This is a genomic window from Streptomyces sp. 17_S59, assembly GCF_056930295.1.
Genome location: NZ_JBXOWD010000001.1, coordinates 6,553,626 through 6,572,544 on the forward strand (window position 1 = coordinate 6,553,626; position 18,919 = coordinate 6,572,544).

At 73.9% G+C, this 18,919-nt stretch carries 19 protein-coding genes; 4 read left to right on the forward strand and 15 right to left on the reverse strand.

The features are described 5' to 3' along the window. Positions 1-57 precede the first annotated feature (57 nt). Entirely contained in the window at positions 58-888 is an 831-nt protein-coding gene (locus AC1Z4A_RS29610; protein WP_483682939.1) for an alpha/beta fold hydrolase, read from the reverse strand. A gap of 152 nt (positions 889-1,040) precedes the next feature. On the opposite strand from AC1Z4A_RS29610, the gene AC1Z4A_RS29615 reads away from it, so the two are divergent. Continuing rightward, on the forward strand, positions 1,041-1,928 hold the full coding sequence (locus AC1Z4A_RS29615) for an RNA polymerase sigma-70 factor (RefSeq protein ID WP_483682940.1): 888 nt from the start codon (positions 1,041-1,043) through the stop codon (positions 1,926-1,928). Positions 1,929-2,059: 131 nt separating this feature from the next. Further along, complete coding sequence (locus AC1Z4A_RS29620; RefSeq protein ID WP_483682941.1) at positions 2,060-2,809, forward strand: GntR family transcriptional regulator; 750 nt, start codon at positions 2,060-2,062, stop codon at positions 2,807-2,809. Positions 2,810-2,828: 19 nt separating this feature from the next. On the opposite strand, the gene AC1Z4A_RS29625 is transcribed toward AC1Z4A_RS29620, so the two are convergent. From AC1Z4A_RS29625 to bioB, 11 genes are all read right to left on the reverse strand, one after another. Then, a complete protein-coding gene (locus tag AC1Z4A_RS29625; protein ID WP_483682942.1) occupies positions 2,829-3,986 on the reverse strand; it encodes an ROK family transcriptional regulator in 1,158 nt (385 codons plus the stop codon). Positions 3,987-4,085: 99 nt separating this feature from the next. Further along, positions 4,086-4,652, reverse strand: a complete 567-nt coding sequence (mug, locus tag AC1Z4A_RS29630) for a G/U mismatch-specific DNA glycosylase (RefSeq protein ID WP_483682943.1) — start codon at positions 4,650-4,652, stop codon at positions 4,086-4,088. 16 nt (positions 4,653-4,668) lie between these two features. Beyond that, positions 4,669-6,102: an adenylosuccinate lyase gene (gene purB / locus AC1Z4A_RS29635; protein WP_483682944.1), complete on the reverse strand. Its 1,434-nt coding sequence runs from the start codon at positions 6,100-6,102 to the stop codon at positions 4,669-4,671. A gap of 98 nt (positions 6,103-6,200) precedes the next feature. After that, positions 6,201-6,992 (reverse strand): SGNH/GDSL hydrolase family protein, encoded by a 792-nt coding sequence (locus AC1Z4A_RS29640; protein WP_483682945.1) that lies wholly within the window; start codon positions 6,990-6,992, stop codon positions 6,201-6,203. Between the two features lie 59 nt (positions 6,993-7,051). After that, positions 7,052-8,065, reverse strand: coding sequence for a hemolysin family protein (locus tag AC1Z4A_RS29645; protein ID WP_483682946.1), 1,014 nt, complete (start codon positions 8,063-8,065; stop codon positions 7,052-7,054). Then, the gene (locus AC1Z4A_RS29650; protein WP_483682947.1) at positions 8,062-9,417 is read right to left on the reverse strand and encodes a hemolysin family protein; all 1,356 of its coding nucleotides are present in this window, start codon (positions 9,415-9,417) and stop codon (positions 8,062-8,064) included. The genes AC1Z4A_RS29645 and AC1Z4A_RS29650 overlap by 4 nt, the downstream gene beginning before the upstream one ends. A 198-nt stretch (positions 9,418-9,615) precedes the next feature. Further along, positions 9,616-10,494: an LLM class F420-dependent oxidoreductase gene (locus AC1Z4A_RS29655; RefSeq protein ID WP_483682948.1), complete on the reverse strand. Its 879-nt coding sequence runs from the start codon at positions 10,492-10,494 to the stop codon at positions 9,616-9,618. Between the two features lie 109 nt (positions 10,495-10,603). After that, on the reverse strand, positions 10,604-11,284 hold the full coding sequence (locus AC1Z4A_RS29660) for a class I SAM-dependent methyltransferase (RefSeq protein ID WP_483682949.1): 681 nt from the start codon (positions 11,282-11,284) through the stop codon (positions 10,604-10,606). 106 nt (positions 11,285-11,390) lie between these two features. Then, positions 11,391-12,107 (reverse strand): dethiobiotin synthase, encoded by a 717-nt coding sequence (bioD, locus tag AC1Z4A_RS29665; protein WP_483682950.1) that lies wholly within the window; start codon positions 12,105-12,107, stop codon positions 11,391-11,393. 92 nt (positions 12,108-12,199) lie between these two features. After that, a complete protein-coding gene (locus tag AC1Z4A_RS29670; RefSeq protein WP_483682951.1) occupies positions 12,200-13,504 on the reverse strand; it encodes an adenosylmethionine--8-amino-7-oxononanoate transaminase in 1,305 nt (434 codons plus the stop codon). Further along, on the reverse strand, positions 13,497-14,696 hold the full coding sequence (bioB, locus tag AC1Z4A_RS29675; protein WP_483682952.1) for a biotin synthase BioB: 1,200 nt from the start codon (positions 14,694-14,696) through the stop codon (positions 13,497-13,499). Before bioB ends, AC1Z4A_RS29670 begins: the two co-directional genes overlap by 8 nt. Positions 14,697-14,844: 148 nt before the next feature. Here bioB and AC1Z4A_RS29680 point away from each other — a divergent pair, with 148 nt between their 5' ends. Next, the gene (locus tag AC1Z4A_RS29680; RefSeq protein ID WP_483682953.1) at positions 14,845-15,996 is read left to right on the forward strand and encodes an 8-amino-7-oxononanoate synthase; all 1,152 of its coding nucleotides are present in this window, start codon (positions 14,845-14,847) and stop codon (positions 15,994-15,996) included. A 4-nt stretch (positions 15,997-16,000) separates the two neighbouring features. Here AC1Z4A_RS29680 and AC1Z4A_RS29685 read toward each other — a convergent pair whose 3' ends face one another. Together AC1Z4A_RS29685 and AC1Z4A_RS29690 are read right to left on the reverse strand one after the other, a co-directional pair. Beyond that, positions 16,001-16,267: a DUF397 domain-containing protein gene (locus AC1Z4A_RS29685; protein ID WP_483682954.1), complete on the reverse strand. Its 267-nt coding sequence runs from the start codon at positions 16,265-16,267 to the stop codon at positions 16,001-16,003. Between the two features lie 9 nt (positions 16,268-16,276). Beyond that, positions 16,277-17,158 carry a helix-turn-helix domain-containing protein gene (locus tag AC1Z4A_RS29690; RefSeq protein ID WP_483682955.1) on the reverse strand — a complete coding sequence of 294 codons (882 nt, stop codon included), beginning with the start codon at positions 17,156-17,158 and terminating at the stop codon, positions 16,277-16,279. 337 nt (positions 17,159-17,495) lie between these two features. On the opposite strand from AC1Z4A_RS29690, the gene AC1Z4A_RS29695 reads away from it, so the two are divergent. Then, positions 17,496-17,978, forward strand: coding sequence for an ATP-binding protein (locus AC1Z4A_RS29695; RefSeq protein ID WP_483682956.1), 483 nt, complete (start codon positions 17,496-17,498; stop codon positions 17,976-17,978). A gap of 136 nt (positions 17,979-18,114) precedes the next feature. On the opposite strand, the gene AC1Z4A_RS29700 is transcribed toward AC1Z4A_RS29695, so the two are convergent. Next, the gene (locus tag AC1Z4A_RS29700) at positions 18,115-18,600 is read right to left on the reverse strand and encodes a C40 family peptidase (protein WP_483682957.1); all 486 of its coding nucleotides are present in this window, start codon (positions 18,598-18,600) and stop codon (positions 18,115-18,117) included. Positions 18,601-18,919: the final 319 nt, after the last annotated feature.

Below are 18,919 nucleotides of genomic sequence, written 5' to 3' on the forward strand. Positions count from 1 at the left end.
GGTGCCGGGCCGCCCAACGCACCGTGAACAACGGGCGTTCCAGGGCGTGTCCGCGGGTCAGCGCGAGGTGTCCAGGATGACGCGCGCGACGAGCGCCGGGTCGTCGCTCATGGGGACGTGACCGCAGCCGGGCAGCCGCACGAGCCGGGCGCCGGGAATCGTGTGCTTGGCCCGCACACCCTGGCGGCGCAGGAGCACCCGGTCCTTGCTGCCCCAGGCGACGGTGACCGGCAGGCCCGGCACGTCGTCGGTGAAGCGGAACGTGCGCCCGGCGGCCAGCGTCTCCTCGAAGCCCGTCGCGTGCCGCATCGCCCGGGCCTCGGCGACCACGGCGTCGGGCGAGCGGCGGCCGGGCCGCGCGTAGATGGAGCCGGCCAGCGCCGCCCGGCCCGCGGCCGTGCGGGCCAGCCGCTCGACGGCCCGCTCCGGCAGCCGCAGCGCGCCCTGCCGGAGCGCGGAGAGCACCACGAAGGCGTAGTACCGCTCGCCCTCCGTCCAGAACCCGCCGGGGGAGAGCGCGGTGACGGACCGCACGAGCTTCTCGCGCCCGAGCGCGAGGGCGATCAGCCCGCCCAGGGAGTTGCCCGCGACGTGCGGCCGGTCCAGGCCCAGGGCGTCGAACAGCCTGCCCAGCACGGGGATCACCCCGCCGAGGTCGTAGGGGATCCCGTCGGGGAGGGCGGGGGAGCGGCCGAAGCCCGGCAGGTCCACGGCGATGACGTCCCGCTCGGCGGCGAGGATGCCCGCCACCGGGTCCCAGACCTGGAGGTGGTGGCCGATGCCGTGCAGCAGCACCAGGGGCTCGCCGCCGCCGACCCGCTCGTACACCACCTCCACCGTCCGCGGTCCGGAAGGGGTGTCGACGGGGAAGGAGATCGTCTCGGTCATGGTGGCTCCTCGTCATCCTCGGGGCGGCGTACCGAGACAGGATGTCAGCAACGGTTACCCGGGGGTAGACGCCGTGGCGGGGGCGGTTCCGGACGGCCGGTGAGAGCCGGTTCACGTGGACAACTCCACGGCGTCTTCGATGGGATGGGGCGGTGACAGGAACCGACACCGCACTCGACGTCTTCGAGCACCACAGAGCCGTGCTGATCGGCGTGGCCTACCGCATGCTGGGGCGCTTCGCCGACGCCGAGGACGTCGTCCAGGAGACGTGGCTGCGCTGGTCGGCGGCGGATCGCGAGGACGTCCGCGACCCGCGCGGCTACCTGGTGCGCGTCACCACCCGGCTGGCAATCGACCGGCTGCGCCAGGTGACGGCCAGGCGCGAGTCCTACGTCGGCCCGTGGCTCCCCGAGCCCATCGCCACCGACTTCGGCGAGCAGATCCCCGACACCGCCGAACGGGCCGTGCTCGCCGACACCGTGTCCCTGGCCGTCCTCGTCGTCCTGGAGTCTCTCTCCCCGCTCGAGCGGGCGGTCTTCGTGCTCCGCGAGGCGTTCGGCTTCTCCTACCAGGAGATCGCCACCACCCTGGACCGCTCGGAGGCCGCCGTGCGGCAGCTCGCCGGGCGGGCCCGCCGTCATGTGGCCGAGCGCAGGCCGCGGTTCGACGTCGACCCGGTGCGCCGCCGCGACCTCACCGAGCGGTTCCTGGCCGCCGCCACCGGCGGCAGCCTCGACGACATGATGGCGATGCTGGCCCCGGACGTCCGGCTGATCAGCGACGGCGGCGGCAAGGTCCAGGCCGCGCGGCGCGTCATCGAGACCGCCGACAAGGTCGGCCGCTTCCTCCTCGCCATCGCGGGCCGGTCCGTCCCCGAGCCCGGGTTCCGCTTCCTGGAGCTGAACGGCGGCCCGGCGCTGCTGCTGCTCTCCCGGGGACGGCCGGACGCCGTGTTCAGCGTCGAGGCCGTCGACGGGTGCATCGCCGAGATCTGCATCCAGCGCAACCCCGACAAGCTCGGCGCCCTGCGCAGCAGCTGACCCCCGCCCGGGACCGGGCTCCGGCGCTCTTCATTGGTCTTGACCAAGTACGCACACCGTCCTATGGTCGGCAGGCATACTGCAACAACCTTTAATAAAGAAGAGCGCGAAAAGCCTTGCGGAGGATCAGGGTGGGGACCACGCAGCTGGAATCGGTGCCGGAGCCGAAGTACTGGCACCTGAAGACCGTCCTCAGCGACGCACTCGACTCCGAGTTCGCCGTGGGCGAGATCCTGCCCAACGAGCGTGAGCTGGCGGCCCGTTTCGGCGTGGCCCGGGCCACGCTCCGCCAGGCGCTCGAGCAGCTGGAGCTGGAGGGCCGGCTCCAGCGCCGCCGGGGCGTGGGCACGACCGTCGCCCCGCCCCGCATGGGCGTGGCCCTGGCCGACGCCGAGCACGCCTGGCCCGGCACGGCCGCGGACGCCTGGCAGCCCGTCGGCAGCGGCGAGGAGGCACCGCCCGCCGCCGTCGCCCGGCTCCTCGGCACCGAGCCCGACCGGACCGTGCACATCGTCCGCCGCGCCCGCAAGACCCGGGGCCAGCCCGTCGCCGCGGAGCTGCTCTACGTACCGGCCGAGAGCGTCCCCGGCCTCGCCGCGATCGACGCGCCCGCAGGGGTGGCCCGGGCCCGTGCCGTGCTGCGCGAACTCCAGCACCTGCGGCTGACGGGCCAGGAGCGGGCCGTGGAGCTGGGCTCCGCCCGCGCCGACGACGCCAAGCAGCTGGACCGGCTGCCCGGCGCGCCCGTACTCGTCGTCACCACCCGCTACTTCGCCGGGGGCCGGATCGCCGCCGTGGCCGTGGCCACCTACCGGGCCGACACCTGCCGGCTCACCTTCGGGGAGGCCGGCGGGGCGGCCGTGGAGCTGCTCGCGGGCTGACGGCCACTCAGCGGGGCACTCAGCGGCGCGCCGTGACCGTGCTCTCGACCGCGAACAGCTGCTCCTCCACGTGGTCGAGAGCAAGCCGCAGCGCGCCGGTCGCCACCGCGGCCTCGCCGAGCAGGGACTGCGCCACCAGCGGCGGCCGCAGGCAGTACCGGGCCAGCTCGGTGCGCAGCGGCTCCAGCACCCCGTCCAGGCCCGCCGCCCAGCCGCCCACCACGACCAGCTCCGGGTCCAGGGCCAGCACCAGCGCGGCCACGTCGTGCACCAGCCTGCGCAGATAGCGCTCCACGGCGGCCCGCGCCCCCTCGTCGCCCTGCCCGGCCAGCGCGAACACCCGCGCCACCTGCGCCTCGTCGAGCGGGTGCAGCGGCTCGCCCGTGGTGGACAGCACCTCCTCGGGGGTGGCCTCCCGGCCCAGCAGGTGCAGCGCGCCGATCTCCCCGGCCGCGCCCCCGAAGCCCCGGTGCAACCGCCCGCCGATCAGCGAGCCGGCGCCCGGGCTCAGCCCCGCGAGCACGAAGACCACGTCGTCCGAGCCGGTGGCCGCGCCCTTCCAGTGCTCCGCCACGGCCGCGGCGTTCGCGTCGTTCTCCACCAGCACCGGGCACCGGAACGAGCGTCGCAGCCGCTCCCCGAGCGGCAGCCCCGTCCAGCCCGGCAGCGCCGTGCCCAGCCGGACCGTCCCGTCCGCCGCCACGATGCCGGGGCTCGCCACCCCCACCGCACGCAGTGAACTGCGCGGCACGCCCGCGCGCTTGAGGAGGTCGGCCACGGCCGCCCGCACATGGTCCAGCCGCTCGTCCGCCGGGGCCGACCGGTCGACCTCCACCTGGGCCGAGCCGGTGATCCGGCCGCCCAGGTCGGCCAGGAGCACGGCGATCCGGTGCGAGCCGATCTCGATGCCCAGCAGGTGCCCCGCCTCCACCCGGAAGCGGAACCGCCGCGCGGGCCGCCCCTGACGGCGGGCGGCGCTCTCGTCGGCCGCCGCCTCCACCACCAGGCCGGCATCGATCAGTCCCTCGACCACGCCCTCCACGGTCGGCCGGGACAGACCCGTGACCTTGACCAGATCGGTGAGCGTGGGGGCCTCGGCGGCACGCAGCGCGTGCAGCACCACGGCCGAGTTGATCCGCCGCAGCAGAGACGGATCGCCACCGGTGAGCCGCCCCAACGTGCCGCCTCCTCGCTTTGCGTGCCCTTTGCCGGACGGATGGTATCCGGTGGGGGATCCGGCGGCGAGCGCCGGGACCCGCGCGGACGGGACGCGCCGTCAGACCGCCTCGCCGGCCGCCGCGCGCAGCCGGCCGAACTCCTCGGCCATCTTCGGCAGCGACCAGTGCGCATTGAGGCCACTGGGGTTGGGCAGGGCCCAGATGCGGGTGGTGCCTATCGTCCGCTCCTGCGGTCCGATCCGGGCGTGCCGGTCGCCGAAGGCCACGCGGTAGGCGGTCACGCCCGCGACCGCCAGCCACGCCGGCCGCAGGGCCAGCACCTTCTCCCGGAGGATCTCCCCGCCCTCGCGGAACTCCTCGTCGCTCAGCTCGTCGGCCCGGGCAGTGGGCCGCGCCACCACATTGGTGATCCCGAGCCCGTACGCCAGCAGCTCGCCCTGCTCGGCCGGGGCGAGCCGGCGCGGGGTGAAGCCCGAGGCGTGCAGGACGGGCCTGGGGGTACCTCCCAGCGGTAGCTGGGGGAGGTTGCCGGGGCGGGCGAAGTGATGGCCTGTGGCGGCGGTCATCAGCCCGGGGTTGATGCCGCAGAACAGGACGCGCAGACCGCCCGCGACCACGTCGGGGACGAGGCGGTCGCGGGCGGCTTCGAGCTCTTCGGCCCTCACTGGGAGTCCCGAATTCCTAGAGGATGGCGCCCGGCGCGTACCCGGCGGCCTCCGGGTACCGCTTGGCGATCTCCTCGATCCGGGAGACCACGGCGGCGACCTGGTCGCCCGCCGCACCGGTGAAGGACAGCTTGTCGGCCATCAGCGCGTCCAGAGCGGCGCGGTCCAGCGGGATCCGCTCGTCCGCGCCGAGCTTGCCGAGCAGCTCGTTGCGCTCGGCGCCCTGCTCGCGCATGGCCAGCGCGGAGGCCACCGCGTGCTCCTTGATGACCTCGTGCGCGACCTCGCGGCCGACCCCGGCCCGCACCGCGCCCATCAGCACCTTGGTGGTGGCGAGGAACGGCAGGTAGCGGTCCAGCTCCCGGGCGACGACCGCCGGGAAGGCGCCGAACTCGTCGAGGACCGTCAGGAAGGTCTCCAGCAGGCCGTCCAGCGCGAAGAAGGCGTCCGGCAGGGCCACGCGGCGCACGACGGAGCAGGAGACGTCGCCCTCGTTCCACTGGTCGCCCGCCAGCTCCCCGGTCATGGAGGCGTAGCCGCGCAGGATGACCATCAGGCCGTTGACGCGCTCGCAGGAGCGGGTGTTCATCTTGTGCGGCATCGCGGACGAGCCGACCTGGCCCGGCTTGAAGCCCTCGGTGACCAGCTCGTGCCCGGCCATCAGCCGGATCGTCTTGGCGAGCGAGGACGGCGCGGCGGCCAGCTGCACCAGCGAGGTGACGACGTCGTAGTCGAGCGAACGGGGGTAGACCTGGCCCACGGAGGTGAAGGCGTGGGCGAAGCCGAGGTGCTCCGCGATCCGCCGCTCCAGCTCGGTCAGCTTCGCGGCGTCGCCGCCGAGCAGGTCGAGCATGTCCTGGGCGGTGCCGACGGGGCCCTTGATGCCGCGCAGCGGGTAGCGGGCCAGCAGCTCCTCGGCCCGCGCGAAGGCGACCAGCAGCTCGTCGGCGGTGGTGGCGAAGCGCTTGCCCAGCGTGGTGGCCTGGGCCGCGACGTTGTGCGAGCGGCCCGCCACGACCAGCTCGGCGTGCTCGGCGGCGAGCTTCCCGAGCCGGGCCAGGACGGCCACGACGCGGTCGCGCACCAGCTCCAGGGAGAGCCGGATCTGGAGCTGCTCGACGTTCTCGGTGAGGTCGCGGGAGGTCATGCCCTTGTGCACGTGCTCGTGCCCGGCCAGGGCGTTGAACTCCTCGATGCGGGCCTTCACATCGTGCCGCGTGACCTTCTCGCGCTCGGCGATGGAGGCCAGGTCGACGGTCTCCAGCACCCGCTCGTAGTCGGCGAGGGCGGCGTCCGGCACCTCGATGCCGAGGTCCTTCTGGGCGCGCAGCACGGCCAGCCACAGCTTCCGCTCCAGCTTGACCTTGTACTCGGGGGACCAGAGGACGGCCAGCTCGGTGGAGGCGTAGCGGCCGGCCAGGACGTTCGGGATGCGGGGCTTGGGAGTCACGTGTCCAGAGTCTACTGGCGATTCGTGCAGGCCAGCGCACCGGTCCGGGTTGTGGCTTGCTACGAAGAGGGGGGGGCGCGGGGCCGGCCCGGCGCGGCTCAGGCGGACGGCGGCCCGTACGGCAGCAGCTCGGCGCGCTTGGGCGGCCGGCCGTCGCCGGAGGAGCGGCCCGTCAGCCGCCGCCCGACCCACGGCGCCAGGTGCACCCGGGCGAAGCGCACGTCGGCCGCGCGCCGGGCGGCCCAGCCCGGGGACGGGGACGGCGGCAGGGGCGCCCGCCAGTCCGACTCCGGGGTGTGCCCGAGCGCCTGCCACACGGCCTCGGCCACCCGGCGGTGGCCCTCGGCGTTCAGGTGCAGCCGGTCCTCGTGCCACAGCCGGGAGTCGCCCAGCACCTCGGCGCCGAACAGGTCGACGACCAGCGCGCCGTGCCGCTCGGCCAGCCCGTCGACGAAGTCGAAGAGCTGCTCCATGCGCGGCCGGAACCGCTCCAGCACCGGGCCGCGCCGTCCCGGGCTGCGCATCAGCACCAGCTGCCGGCAGCTCGGGGCCAGCCGGTCCGCGGCCTCCGCGAGCCGTGCGCACACCAGGTCCACGTCGCACTTCGGCCGCAGCACGTCGTTGAGCCCGCCGACCAGCGTGACCAGGTCCGCGCCCATGGCGGCGGCCGCGGCCGCCTGCTCGTCCGCGATCTGGCCGATCAGCTTGCCGCGCACCGCGAGGTTGGCGTAGCGGAAGCCGCCGGCCCGGGCGGCCAGGCGCCCGGCCAGCAGGTCGGCCCAGCCGCGGTAGGAGCCGTCCGGCAGGCCGTCGGACATGCCCTCGGTGAAGGAGTCGCCGACGGCGACGAAGCTGGTGTACGGATGCGTGTACGCGGCAATCATCGGCATGGCGCCGTGATCCTACCGCCAACGCCCCGCCGCCGTCGCGGAGGCGGGGGACTCGGGCATCAGGCCCGTGCGCCCACCAGCTCGCGCAGCACGTCCTCCAGGGTGACCAGCCCGGTCAGCCGGTTGTCCTCGCCGATGACCGCCGCGAGGTGGGCGCCCGTGCCGCTCATCGCCGTGATCACGTCGTCCAGCGGGGTGTCCGCCCGGACCCTGGCGATCGGGCGCAGCCGGCGCAGCGGGAAGGACCGGTCGCGCGGGGCGGCGTCCAGGGCGTCCTTCACGTGCAGGTAGCCCAGGATGCGGCCGGCGTCGTCGAGGACGGGGAAGCGGGAGAAGCCCGAGGAGGCCGACAGCTGCTCCAGCTGCTCGGGCGTCACCCCGAACGGGGCGGAGACCACCTTCTCCAGCGGCATGACGACGTCCTCGACCGGGCGCTTGCCCAGCTCCAGGGCGTCCCGCAGCCGCTCCGTGGCCCGCTCGTCCAGCAGCCCCGCCTGGCTGGAGTCGGCCACCATACGGGCCAGCTGGTCGTCGGAGAAGACCGCCGCCACCTCGCCCTTGGGCTCGACCCGGAGCAGCTTCAGGGCCCCGTTGGCCAGCTGGTTGATGGTGAAGACGAACGGGCGCAGGGCGCGCGCCAGCGTCACCAGCGGCGGGCCGAGCAGCAGGGCGGTGCGCACCGGCTCGGCGAGCGCGATGTTCTTGGGCACCATCTCGCCGAAGAGCATGTGCAGATAGGTCGCCAGGGCCAGGGCGATCACGAAGGACAGCGGGTGGATCAGCCCCTCCGGCAGGCCCACGGCGTCGAAGACCGGCGCCGTCAGGTGCGCGATGGCCGGCTCGGCCACCACGCCCAGCACCAGCGTGCACAGCGTGATGCCGAGCTGTGCGGCGGCCATCAGGGCCGAGATGTGCCGCAGCCCCCACAGCACGCTGCGGGCGCGCCGGTCGCCGGCTTCCGCGTAGGGCTCGATCTGGCCGCGGCGCACCGAGATCATGCCGAACTCGGCGCCCACGAAGAAGGCGTTGGCCACCAGCGTGGCGAGGCCGATGAGCAGCTGGAGCAGGGTCATCGGTCCGCCCCCTCACCGGATCCGGCGCCCGTGGCCGGCCGGGTGCCGGGCAGCGGCGCGGTCAGGCGCACCCGTGCCGCCCGCCGCCCGGAGGCGTCGGTCACCTCGATCCGCCAGCCCGCGACGTCCACGGTGTCGCCCTCGGCGGGGATGCGGCCCAGCTCGGTGGCGACCAGGCCGGCCAGGGTCTCGTAGGGTCCGTCCGGGGTCCGCAGCCCGATGTGCGCCAGCTGGTCGGTGCGGGCGGCGCCGTCCGCGTCGTACAGCTTGCGGCCGTCCGCGGCCTCGCCCGCCGGGGCCAGGTCGGGCAGCTCCAGCGGGTCGTGCTCGTCGCGGACCTCGCCGACGACCTCCTCCACGATGTCCTCCAGGGTGACCACGCCGGCCGTGCCGCCGTACTCGTCGATGACGACCGCCATGGTGCGCTTGCCCGACAGTCGGTCCAGCAGCCGGTCCACGGTGAGCGACGCGGGCACGAACAGCGGCTCGCGCAGCAGGCCGGTGACGGCGCGGCGCCACCGCTCGTCGGCCGGTATGGCCAGGACGTCCTTGATGTGCGCGGTGCCGACGACGGTGTCCAGGGTGTCCCGGTAGACGGGGAAGCGGGACAGGCCGGTGGCCCGGGTGGCGTTCGCGACGTCCTCGGCGGTGGCCCGGGCGTCGAGCGCGATGACCTGGACGCGCGGGGTCATCACGTTCTCCGCGGACAGCTTCGCAAGGTTGAGGGTCCGTACGAACAGCTCGGCGGTGTCCGCCTCCAGTACGCCCTCCCGCGCCGAGTGGCGGGCGAGTGCGACCAGCTCCTGCGGCCCGCGGGCGGTGGCCAGCTCCTCGGCCGGCTCCAGGCCCAGCCGGCGCACGACACGGTCGGCGCTGTTGTTCAGGTGCCGGATCAGCGGCCGGAAGGCCGCGCTGAACGCGCGCTGCGGGCCCGCGACCCGCTTCGCCACCGGCAGCGGCCGGGAGATCGCCCAGTTCTTGGGGATCAGCTCGCCGACGACCATCAGCACGACGGTCGAGAACACGGTGCCCAGGGCCAGCGCGACGGAGGACGCCGCCGCGGCGGGCAGGCCGAGCGCCCGCACCGGGCCGGTGAGCAGCGCGGCGATGGACGGCTTGGAGATCATGCCGATGACCAGGCCGGTGACCGTGATGCCGAGCTGGGCGCCGGAGAGCTGGAAGGTGAGGCTCCGTACGGCCTTGAGCGCGCCCTCCGCGCGCCGGTCGCCGCTCTCCGCGGCCCGCTCCAGCTCACCGCGCTCGACGGTGGTGAGCGAGAACTCGGCCGCGACGAACACGGCGCAGGCGAGCGTCAGCAGCAGGGCGAGCACCAGAAGGAGTGCTTCGGTCATCGGTTCACCTCCGTCCCATGATCGGGCAGGGGCGCGACGGCCGCGCGGTGTCGACTTCCGGGACTACTGGGGGGCTCGCCCATGGGCGGACGCTCACACCTTTCACTGAAGAGGCTCACAGAACTGGATGGTGAGCATCCATGGTAAAGGATGAGCAAAGACTGGAGCGGGTCGGTCCGCCCGGGCGCGGCCGTCGGCTCAGGCCCGCAGCTCCTGGATCACCGGGGCGAACTCCTCCATGAAGGGCTCCAGGATCGTGAAGTAGGTGAAGCCGTAGCGCTCGCGGTGGCCCCGGACACGCTCGGCGATCTCCTTCACCGAGCCGGTCAGGAGGGCGGGGTGGGTCAGGTAGTCGTCCTCGGTGAGGTCCGTCGTGTAGCCCATCAGCTCGCGGGCCCTGGCGAGCGGGTCGCCGCCGACGGCCACGATCTGGACGAGGAAGTTCAGCTCGGCGGGCTCGGGGCGGTCGGCCGCGAACCCCCGGTAGGCGGCGACCCGCTCCTCGAGCGCATCGGGGCTCGCCAGCTTCAGGCTGCCGTCGGGGGTGGTGCCGCCGCCGGCGAAGGCCATGATGTCGGCGTGCCGCGCGGCCAGCCGCAGCACCCGGTTGCCGTTCCCGCCCAGCAGCAGCGGGGGCCGCGGGGCCTGCTCGACCGCCGGGCGGTGCCCGGGGTCGGTCAGCAGCCGGTTCAGCTCCGTGACGGTGTGCTCCAGGTGGTCGACGCGCTCGCGCGGCGACCCGAACGGCAGCCCGGCGCTGTCGTGTTCGGCCTTCACATAGCCGGCGCCCAGGCCCAGCTCCAGCCTGCCGCCCGTGAGCCGGTCGGTGGCGGCCACCTCGCGGGCCAGCAGCGCCGGGTTCCAGAAGCCGGCGTTGAGCACGAACGTGCCCACCCGGACCCGCTCCGTGGCATCCGCGGCGGCCACCAGCGAGGGGAACGGGGCGGGCATGCCGAGGTGGTCGGGCACCAGGATGACGTCGTAGCCCAGCTCCTCGGCCCTGCGGCACTTCTCCCGCCACCCGGCGGCATCGCAGGTGTCGAGCATGTTGACTGCGAAGCGGAACGGACGTGACATGCGAATCCCCCTTGGACGTCGTTGATCACAACGTACCGGAGGGCGGCTCCGCTTCTCTTCCGGGTTTCCGCCTTCGTGAGCCAACTCACCTGCCGGCTCGCCCGCCGGCTCAGGGTCCCGGCTCGGCCGGCCGCCGGGCCGCGCCCAGCACACACGACGCATTCGGCCACGGCACCGGGCCCGAGGGCACCCGCAGCCGCCGGTGCGCGCCCAGCTCGAAGCCCGCGGCCTCGATCGCCGCCAGCGGGTCCCGGGCGGTGTGGCAGCCCCCGAAGAGCGCCGGCCAGACGGTGCGGTCCAGCACCCGCTGCACGGCCGCCGCTCCCCGCCCCTGCGCCACCCCGTGCTCGAGGAAGCGCAGTTCGCCGCCCGGGCGCAGGACCCGCCGCAGCTCCGCGAGCGACCGCCGCACGTCCCGCACCGAGCACAGCACCAGCGTCGCCACCGCCGCGTCGAACGCCTCGCTCTTGACCGGCAGCGCCTCGGCCGCGCCCGGCACCACGTCCACCGGCACCCCGGCGCGCACCGCGGCCTCCACCGCCGACCGCCGCAGCGTGCGGTCCGGCTCGATCGCCACCACCTCGGAGACCGTGCCGGGGTAGTGGGCGAAGTTCAGGCCCGTCCCGGCGCCGATCTCGATCACCCGTCCCGAGAGCCCGGCCAGCAGCTCGTGCCGGTGCTCGCGCACCCCGGACCGTGCGTCGCCGATCGGACTCCACCATGCGTAGACGCGCGCGAAGACCGGGTGGTGCACGGCATCGTGCGGTGTTCTGGTGCTGCGGAGCGGCATGGCACACCCCTTCCCGGGGAATGACGACGGCTACCGCGATTTCTCCCCTTCCCGCCCCGTCCCGTAACCGGGCCACGCTGCCGCGCCGGGTCACGGGACGGCGGAATCAAGCTCCTTGTGCCGCCCGGAAGCGCTCGGCGTCCCAGGTGCCGGAGAGCTGCGGGGCCAGCCAGCTGCCCGCCACCGCGCGGAAGTCGTCCGGCGGGAGCGACGCCGCCCCCTCCGGAACCGCCCCCAGCAGCGGGGCGCCCGCCACCTCCGGCAGGTCGGCCAGGTTGCAGCGCATGGCCAGATCGGGGTCGGCCGGCCAGCTGCCGACGACCACGCCCGCGCAGCGCACCCCGCGCGCCTGCAGCGCCTCGGCCGTCAGCTGGACGATGTTGAGCGTGCCCAGCCCCGGCTGGGCCACGACCAGCACCGGGGCGTCCAGCAGCCGGGCCGTGTCCGCGAGGGTCGAGCCCTCCTCGTCGAACCGCACGAGCAGCCCGCCCGCGCCCTCGACCAGGACCAGGTCGTGGGTGGCGGCCAGCTCCGCCGCCGCCCGCTCGATCTCCGCCGGCCGCACGCACTCCCGGCCCGCCCGCCGGGCGGCCGTCGAGGGCGCCAACGGCTCGGGGTAGCGGGCCAGTTCGACACCGGTCACCGGGCCCGCCAGCCGCAGCACCTCCGCGACGTCCCCCGGCTCGTCCGCGGCGACCCCGGTCTGGGCGGGCTTGAGCACGGCCACCGAACGGCCGGCCGCCAGCGCGGCCGCCGCGACGGCGGCCGTCACCACCGTCTTCCCGACCTCCGTGTTCGTGCCCGTGACCACCAGTACCGACATGACTTCCGCTCCGTTCCCCATGGTGGCGCCCCGCACACGGCGGGCGCCGGTCCTTGTCCGTGTCCGTCCACGCGGCGGACGTCCCGAGGGGCTCAGCCCTCCCGCGCGGCGGCGCACACCGCCGCGCAGATCCGCGCCACGTCCTCGTCCTCCGTCACATACGGCGGCATGGTGTAGACGAGATTGCGGAACGGCCGCAGCCACACGCCCTCGCGCACCGTGGCGCGCGTCGCCGCCGCCATGTCGATCTCGCGGTCCAGCTCGACCACGCCGATGGCCCCGAAGACGCGCACCTCCCGCACGCCCGGCAAGTCCGCCGCCCCGGCCAGCCCGTCGCGCAGGCCGGCCTCGATCCGCTTGACGTCGGTCTGCCAGTCCCCGCCCAGCAGGAGGTCGATCGACGCGTTGGCCACCGCCGTCGCGAGCGGATTGCCCATGAACGTGGGGCCGTGCGCCAGCACCGGCACCTCGCCCTGCGAGATGCCCTCGGCGACCCGGGACGTGCACAGGGTGGCGGCCAGCGACAGATAGCCGCCCGTCAGCGCCTTGCCCAGGCACATCACATCGGGGCCGACACCGGCGTGCTCCGCCGCGAACAGCCTGCCCGTGCGGCCGAAGCCGGTCGCGATCTCGTCGAAGACCAGCAGGACGTCGTGCTCGTCGCACGCCTCCCGCAGCACCCGGAGGTACTCCGGGTCGTGGAAGCGCATCCCGCCCGCGCCCTGCACCACCGGCTCCACGATGACGGCGGCCAGCTCGTGGGCGTGCCGCGCCAGGGTCTCGCGCAGGTGCGCCGAGTAGGCCCGGCGGGTCTCCGGCCCGGCCGGGGCCGGGGGAGCGTCGGCGAAGACGTGCTGGGGCAGTGCCCCCGACCAGAGCTCGTGCATCCCGCCGTCCGGGTCGCACACGGCCATCGGCTGCCAGGTGTCGCCGTGGTAGCCGCCGCGCCAGGTCATCAGCCGGCGCTTGTCCGGGCGCCCCAGCGAGCGCCAGTACTGGAGGCACATCTTGACGGCGACCTCGACCGACACCGAGCCGGAGTCGGAGAGGAAGACGTGCTCGAGTCCCTCGGGGGTGATCTCCACCAGCCGGGCCGCCAGCCGCACGGCGGGCTCGTGGGTGAGCCCGCCGAACATCACATGACTCATCCGCCCCAGCTGGTCCTGTGCGGCCGCGTTGAGCACCGGGTGGTTGTAGCCGTGCACGGCCGACCACCAGGACGACATGCCGTCGACCAACTCCCGGTGCCCGTACGCCGGTTCGGCCAGCCGCAGCCGCACGCCCGAGGCGGACTCCACGACCAGCGGCTCCTGCCGACCGGGCATGGGGCCGTAGGGGTGCCAGACGTGCCGCCGGTCCAGGGCCAGCAGCTCGGAGGGGGGTAGCGGCTCAGGCATTGGGCGGCAGGTCCGTCCCCGCGCCCCGGCGCCGCACGGCGACCAGGTCCGGGCGGGCCGACCCGGCCGTCGCCTGAGCCGGCTCCTCCGCCACCGCCTCCGCCTCCGGGGCGGACTCCGCGGCGCCGTCGCCGCACGGCCCGCAGCCACCGCCGCCGTGCCCGCCGCACCCCGCGGCGGCCGCGTCCACGCGGTGGGCGGGCAGCGTCGTGCTGCCCATGCCCTCCACCTCGAAGCCGGCGTCCGCGATCATCGCCAGGTCGGCCTTGCCCTCCTGGCCCTCGCTGGTCAGGTAGTCGCCGAGGAAGATCGAGTTGGCCAGGTGCAGGGCGAGTGGCTGCAGCGAGCGCAGATGGATCTCGCGCCCGCCCGCCAGCCGCACCTCCACGTCCGGGTGGACGAACCGCACCATCGCCAGAATGCGCAGCGCGCGCTGCGGGGTGAGGTTCCACTCCTTCGCCAGCGGCGTGCCCTCGAAGGGGATGAGGAAGTTCACCGGGACCGAGTCGACGTCCAGCTCGCGCAGCGCGAAGGCCACGTCCACCAGGTCCTCGTCGCTCTCGCCCATGCCCGAGATCAGCCCGGAACAGGCGGACATGCCGGCCGCCTGCGTCTTCCGTACCGTGTCGACCCGGTCCGCGTAGGTGTGCGTGGTGGTGATATCGGCGTATGTCGCCTCAGACGTGTTGAGGTTGTTGCTGTACGCGTAGACGCCCGCCTCGCGCAGCCGGTCCGCCTGGCCCTCCGAGAGCAGCCCGAGGCAGGCGCACACCTCGACGTCCTCGTTCTGCTCCTTGATCGCCGCGATGGTCTCCGAGACCCGGTCGATGTCCCGGTCGGTCGGCCCGCGGCCGCTCGCCACGAGGCAGACCCGCTTCGCGCCGCCGGCCACGCCCGCGGCGGCGGCCCTGGACGCCTCGTCCGGCTTGAGCCAGGTGTACTTGAGGATCTCCGCCTTGGAGCCGAGCCGCTGCGAGCAGTACGAGCAGTCCTCGGGGCAGAGACCGGACTTGAGATTGACGAGATAGTTCAACTTCACTCGCCGCCCGAACCACTTGCGGCGTACCTTTCCGGCCGCGGCCACCACGTCGAGCAGCTCGTCGTCGGAGGTCGCCAGCACGGCGAGCGCCTCTTCGCGGGTCGGCAGCTCGCGCCGCAGCCCCTTCTCCACCAGCGTGTTCAGCAGGTCCATGGCGCCGATCCTCGCCTACGCCCCCGCCCCCGGCCAAGGAGAGATTGCACAACAGGCGGCGTTTGACGTGTGTGTATCGCCACATACTGTCCCGGCGCGGTTACGGCTAGGTTTTATGCAAACCCACCAAACGCAAAGGGACGGCCGAATGCACCGGGACCCGTTCGACTGGATCGACGCACAGCACGAGCGGCTCCGGGCGGCCGGCCTGGTGCGCACCCTGCGCCCGCGCCCCGCCGACGCCGACCTGGTCGATCTGGCCGGCAACGACTACCTGGGGCTGACCCGTCATCCCGAGGTCACCGCGGCCGCCGCCGAGGCGGCCCGGCGCTGGGGCGCCGGTGCCACCGGATCCCGCCTGGTCACCGGCAGCACCGAGCTGCACGCCCGGCTGGAGCGCGAGCTGGCCGCGTTCTGCGGCTTCGAGGCGGCGCTGGTCCTCTCCTCCGGGTACGCCGCGAACCTCGCCGCCGTCACCGCGCTCTCCGGCCCCGCGGACAACGGCACTCTCCTGGTGTCCGACGAGGGCAACCACGCCTCGCTCATCGACGGCTGCCGCCTCGCACGCGCCGAGAAGGCGGTCGTCCCGCACGCCGACCCGGAGGCCGTCGGCAAGACGCTGGCGGCGCACGGCGGCCGGGGAGTCGTGGTCACCGACTCCGTCTTCTCCGTCGACGGCGACGCCGCCCCGCTGCCCGCGCTGGCCGCGGCGTGCCGGGAGCACGGCGCGGCGCTGCTGGTGGACGACGCCCACGGGCTCGGTGTGCTCGGCGCGGGCGGCCGGGGCGCCGTGCACGCCGCCGGGCTGGCGGGCGACCGGGACGTCGTGGCGACCGTCACCCTCTCCAAGTCGCTGGGCAGCCAGGGCGGTGCGGTGCTCGGCCCCGCCCGGGTCATCGCCCACCTCGTCAGCACCGCCCGTACCTTCATCTTCGACACCGGCCTGGCCCCGGCGGCGGCCGGCGCCGCCCTGGCGGCCCTCGGCGTGCTGGGCCGCGAGCCGGAGCGTGCGGCCCGGGCCCGGGCCGCCGCCCGCGAGCTGCACCGGCGGCTGACGGCGGCCGGGCTGCAGGCGGTGCGGCCCGACGCGGCGGTGGTGTCGGTGCGGGCGCCGTCCCCCGAGGCGGCGGTGCGCTGGGCCGCCGACTGCCGGGCGGCGGGGCTCGCGGTCGGCTGCTTCCGGCCGCCGTCCGTGCCCGACGGCGTCTCGCGGCTGCGGCTGACCGTCCGCGCCGACCTGTCGGACGCGCAGCTCGCGGAGGCGGCCGCCACGGTCGTCGGGACCGCGCCGGCCGCCTGAGCGTTCAACTGCGGGCCGTTGACACCCGGTCGGCGGCCCCGAGGGTCCCGCCGCGCAGGCCCGCGACGAACGCGGCCCAGGTGGCGGGGGTGAACAGCAGCGCGGGACCGGCCGCCTTCGTCGAGTCGCGCACGGCGAGCAGGGCCGGGCCCGCCGTCGCCGCCTCCACGCAGTTGTTCATACCGGTGCTGTAGCTGCTGCGGTGCCACATCGTGCAGCGGAGGGCCAGTTGAGCAGATCGAGAGGGAACGTACCGAGGCATTGCGGACATGTTGCCTCCTTACGCGCCGTCCTTGATCCCGGCGATGAATTCCAGTGAGTTCTCGTGCGAGAGGGCGTGCGCCCGGAGGGTGCTGAATGCCGAGCCGTACGCCAGGAGGTCTTCTTTGCGCTCCAGGTAGAGGCTACTCGTCAAATGGTCGAGAACAACCACGTCCAGATCGGCGATGCGCGGGAATGAGAAGATAACGAAAGGCCCCGTGATGCCGATATGGTTGGCGCTGCTGAACGGCAGCACGTGCAGGCTCACATGCGGAAGCGAACCCCTTTCCAGCAAATGCCGCAGCTGCCCCGCCATCACCTCCGGTGCGCCGACCTCGTGCCGCAGCACCGCCTCGTCGAGCACCGCGCACAGCTCCAGCGGGCGCTCCCCGGAGAGCACCGACTGCCGGGCCATCCGCACCCGCACCAGCTCCTCCACCTGCTCCTCCGGCGGGTCGGCCAGCGCGGCGCGGGTCACCGCCCGGGCGTACTCCGGCGTCTGGAGCAGCCCCGGCACCACCGTGGTCTCCAGCGTGCGCTCGCGGGACGCCTCGGACTCCAGGCTGATGAAGTCCAGGTAGACCGCCGGCAGCCGGTCGCGGTAGGCGTACCACCAGCCGCGCCGGGGGCCCTTGCGGCCCCGCCCCGGCTCCGCCGACCCCGCGCCGCACAGCGCCCCGAGCAGCGCCCGCAGCTCCGGGTCCGACACGCGGTAGACGTCCAGCAGCCGGGCCACGTCCGCGGGCTTCACGCCACTGATGCCCGTCTCGATCCGGCTCACCTTCGACTGGTGCCAGCCGACCGCGCCCGCGGCCTCCCGGCTGGTCATGCCGGACAGCTCGCGCTGGCGGCGCAGCTCCGCGCCGAGTTTGCGGCGGCGCACCGCGGGTCCGTACCGCATCTGCCTTCCCTCCCGCCGCTCGCCGGACAACACGTCTGCGAACAACATGTCCAACACGTCTGCGTGCAAGCACGTCAGAGTCAATAGACCAGTCTGGCCGACAAATACGGTCTCCCGTCGCAGAGTTCACCGCTTTGAGCGACAGATATATCCACAATCCAGTGGATCGCGCCCATCGCGTCCGTTATCAGTGGCAGGCTGTCGCGAAGAGCCGTCCGAGAGCCGCTCCCGACTTCTCTCGCCTCCTTCCTCTTGTCTTTCCGCTCCGCTTACCTCGCGAGTTCCCCGCACTCTCGCGTCGGAGTCCGGCCTCGGCGGGAAAGGGACAGCAAGCGTCATGGCAGATCATCAGGAAGCAACCGTCACTCTGCCGAGCGCCCCCGCCTCGGTCTCCACCGCACGCCGGTACGTTGCGGACGTGCTCTCGGAATGGGGCCTTCCGGGGGACGCCGAGGCCGCGGACGCGGTCCGGCTGATCGTCTCCGAGCTGGCCACCAACGCCGTGCAGCACACCCGGGGGCAGTCGCCCACGTTCAGGGTCGACCTCCGGCTCGACCGGGACGAGGAGCTGCGCATCGGGGTCACCGACAGCCATCCCCGCCACCCCCGGCGGCTGCCTGCGGCCGTCCAGCAGGACAACGGGCGCGGTCTGGCCATCATCCGATGCCTGACCGCCGAGCACGGCGGCCGGGTCTGTGTCACGCCGACGGCCGAGGGCGGCAAGACGGTGTGGATCCGCCTGCCGTGGGCCGTGCCCGTCCGCAGGACGGACAGCACGGAGGGGCCGGGCGGTGATCCGCCCGGCCCGGCGCTCTCGTGAAGCGCGCTGTGCGAACCGGTGGGTTCGAAGAGTGCTGCGGGTGCCCGGCGTGTGGTCAGCCGGTCGCACGCGGTCGCCCGTGGAGCGTGGTCACCCGCGAGATGGTTCCCCGGTCGGTGACGCCCGTGCCGGACGGTCAGTCGTTCACGCGGCCGTACGAGACGCTCCTGGTCCAGATGCGCTCGAGCCGGACGACCGACCCGGTCTTGGGGGCGTGCCAGATCTGGTTGTTACCGGCGTAGATGCCCACGTGGTAGACGTAGCCGCCGGAGTGGAAGAACACCAGGTCCCCGCGCTCGCGGCCGGAACCGGGGATGTGCAGGGTGTGGTTGTACTGGTCCTGTGCGGTCCGGGGCAGCTGTTTGCCGGCTCGTTTGAAGGAGTAGAGGGTCAGCCCCGAGCAGTCGAATCGGTACGGGCCCGTGGCGCCCCACTGATAGGGGGAACCCGCCTTGGAGGCCGCGATCTGCAGGGCCTTGGTGGAGATCGTCGCTGCTTCCGCGTCGTTTGCGCCGCCGGGTGCCAGCACCGTGGCACCGACGGCCGCGAGGGTCAGGGCCGAGACGGAGGCCGTGACGGCCCCGGCCCTGGACAGCTTCGAGGGACGTTTGTGAGCGCCCATGCCAAACCCTTCGTCAGCCGCCTGTGAAGGATGACCTGTCGGGTTCGGGCAGGCGAAGAATGCCCGGCCGCACAAGCGGCTTCACCCCAAGGGACGACCCTTCGTTCCGGCCTTGCCGGTCGTCCCGCCGTGCTCGGGTCCTCCATCCCTGCCGATGCACTCATGTCGACCAGTCGCCCCGGCGGCGGCAGGGTTCGGCGTCCGCCCGGACCGCCCCGCCGTGGTGGCGGGGTCTTGTCGTCGGCACGGATCTTGACGCAGCCACGTCGGCGAATCCGAGTGGATCCGGAGCGATGTGAGCCTCGTCACCTCTGGGTGA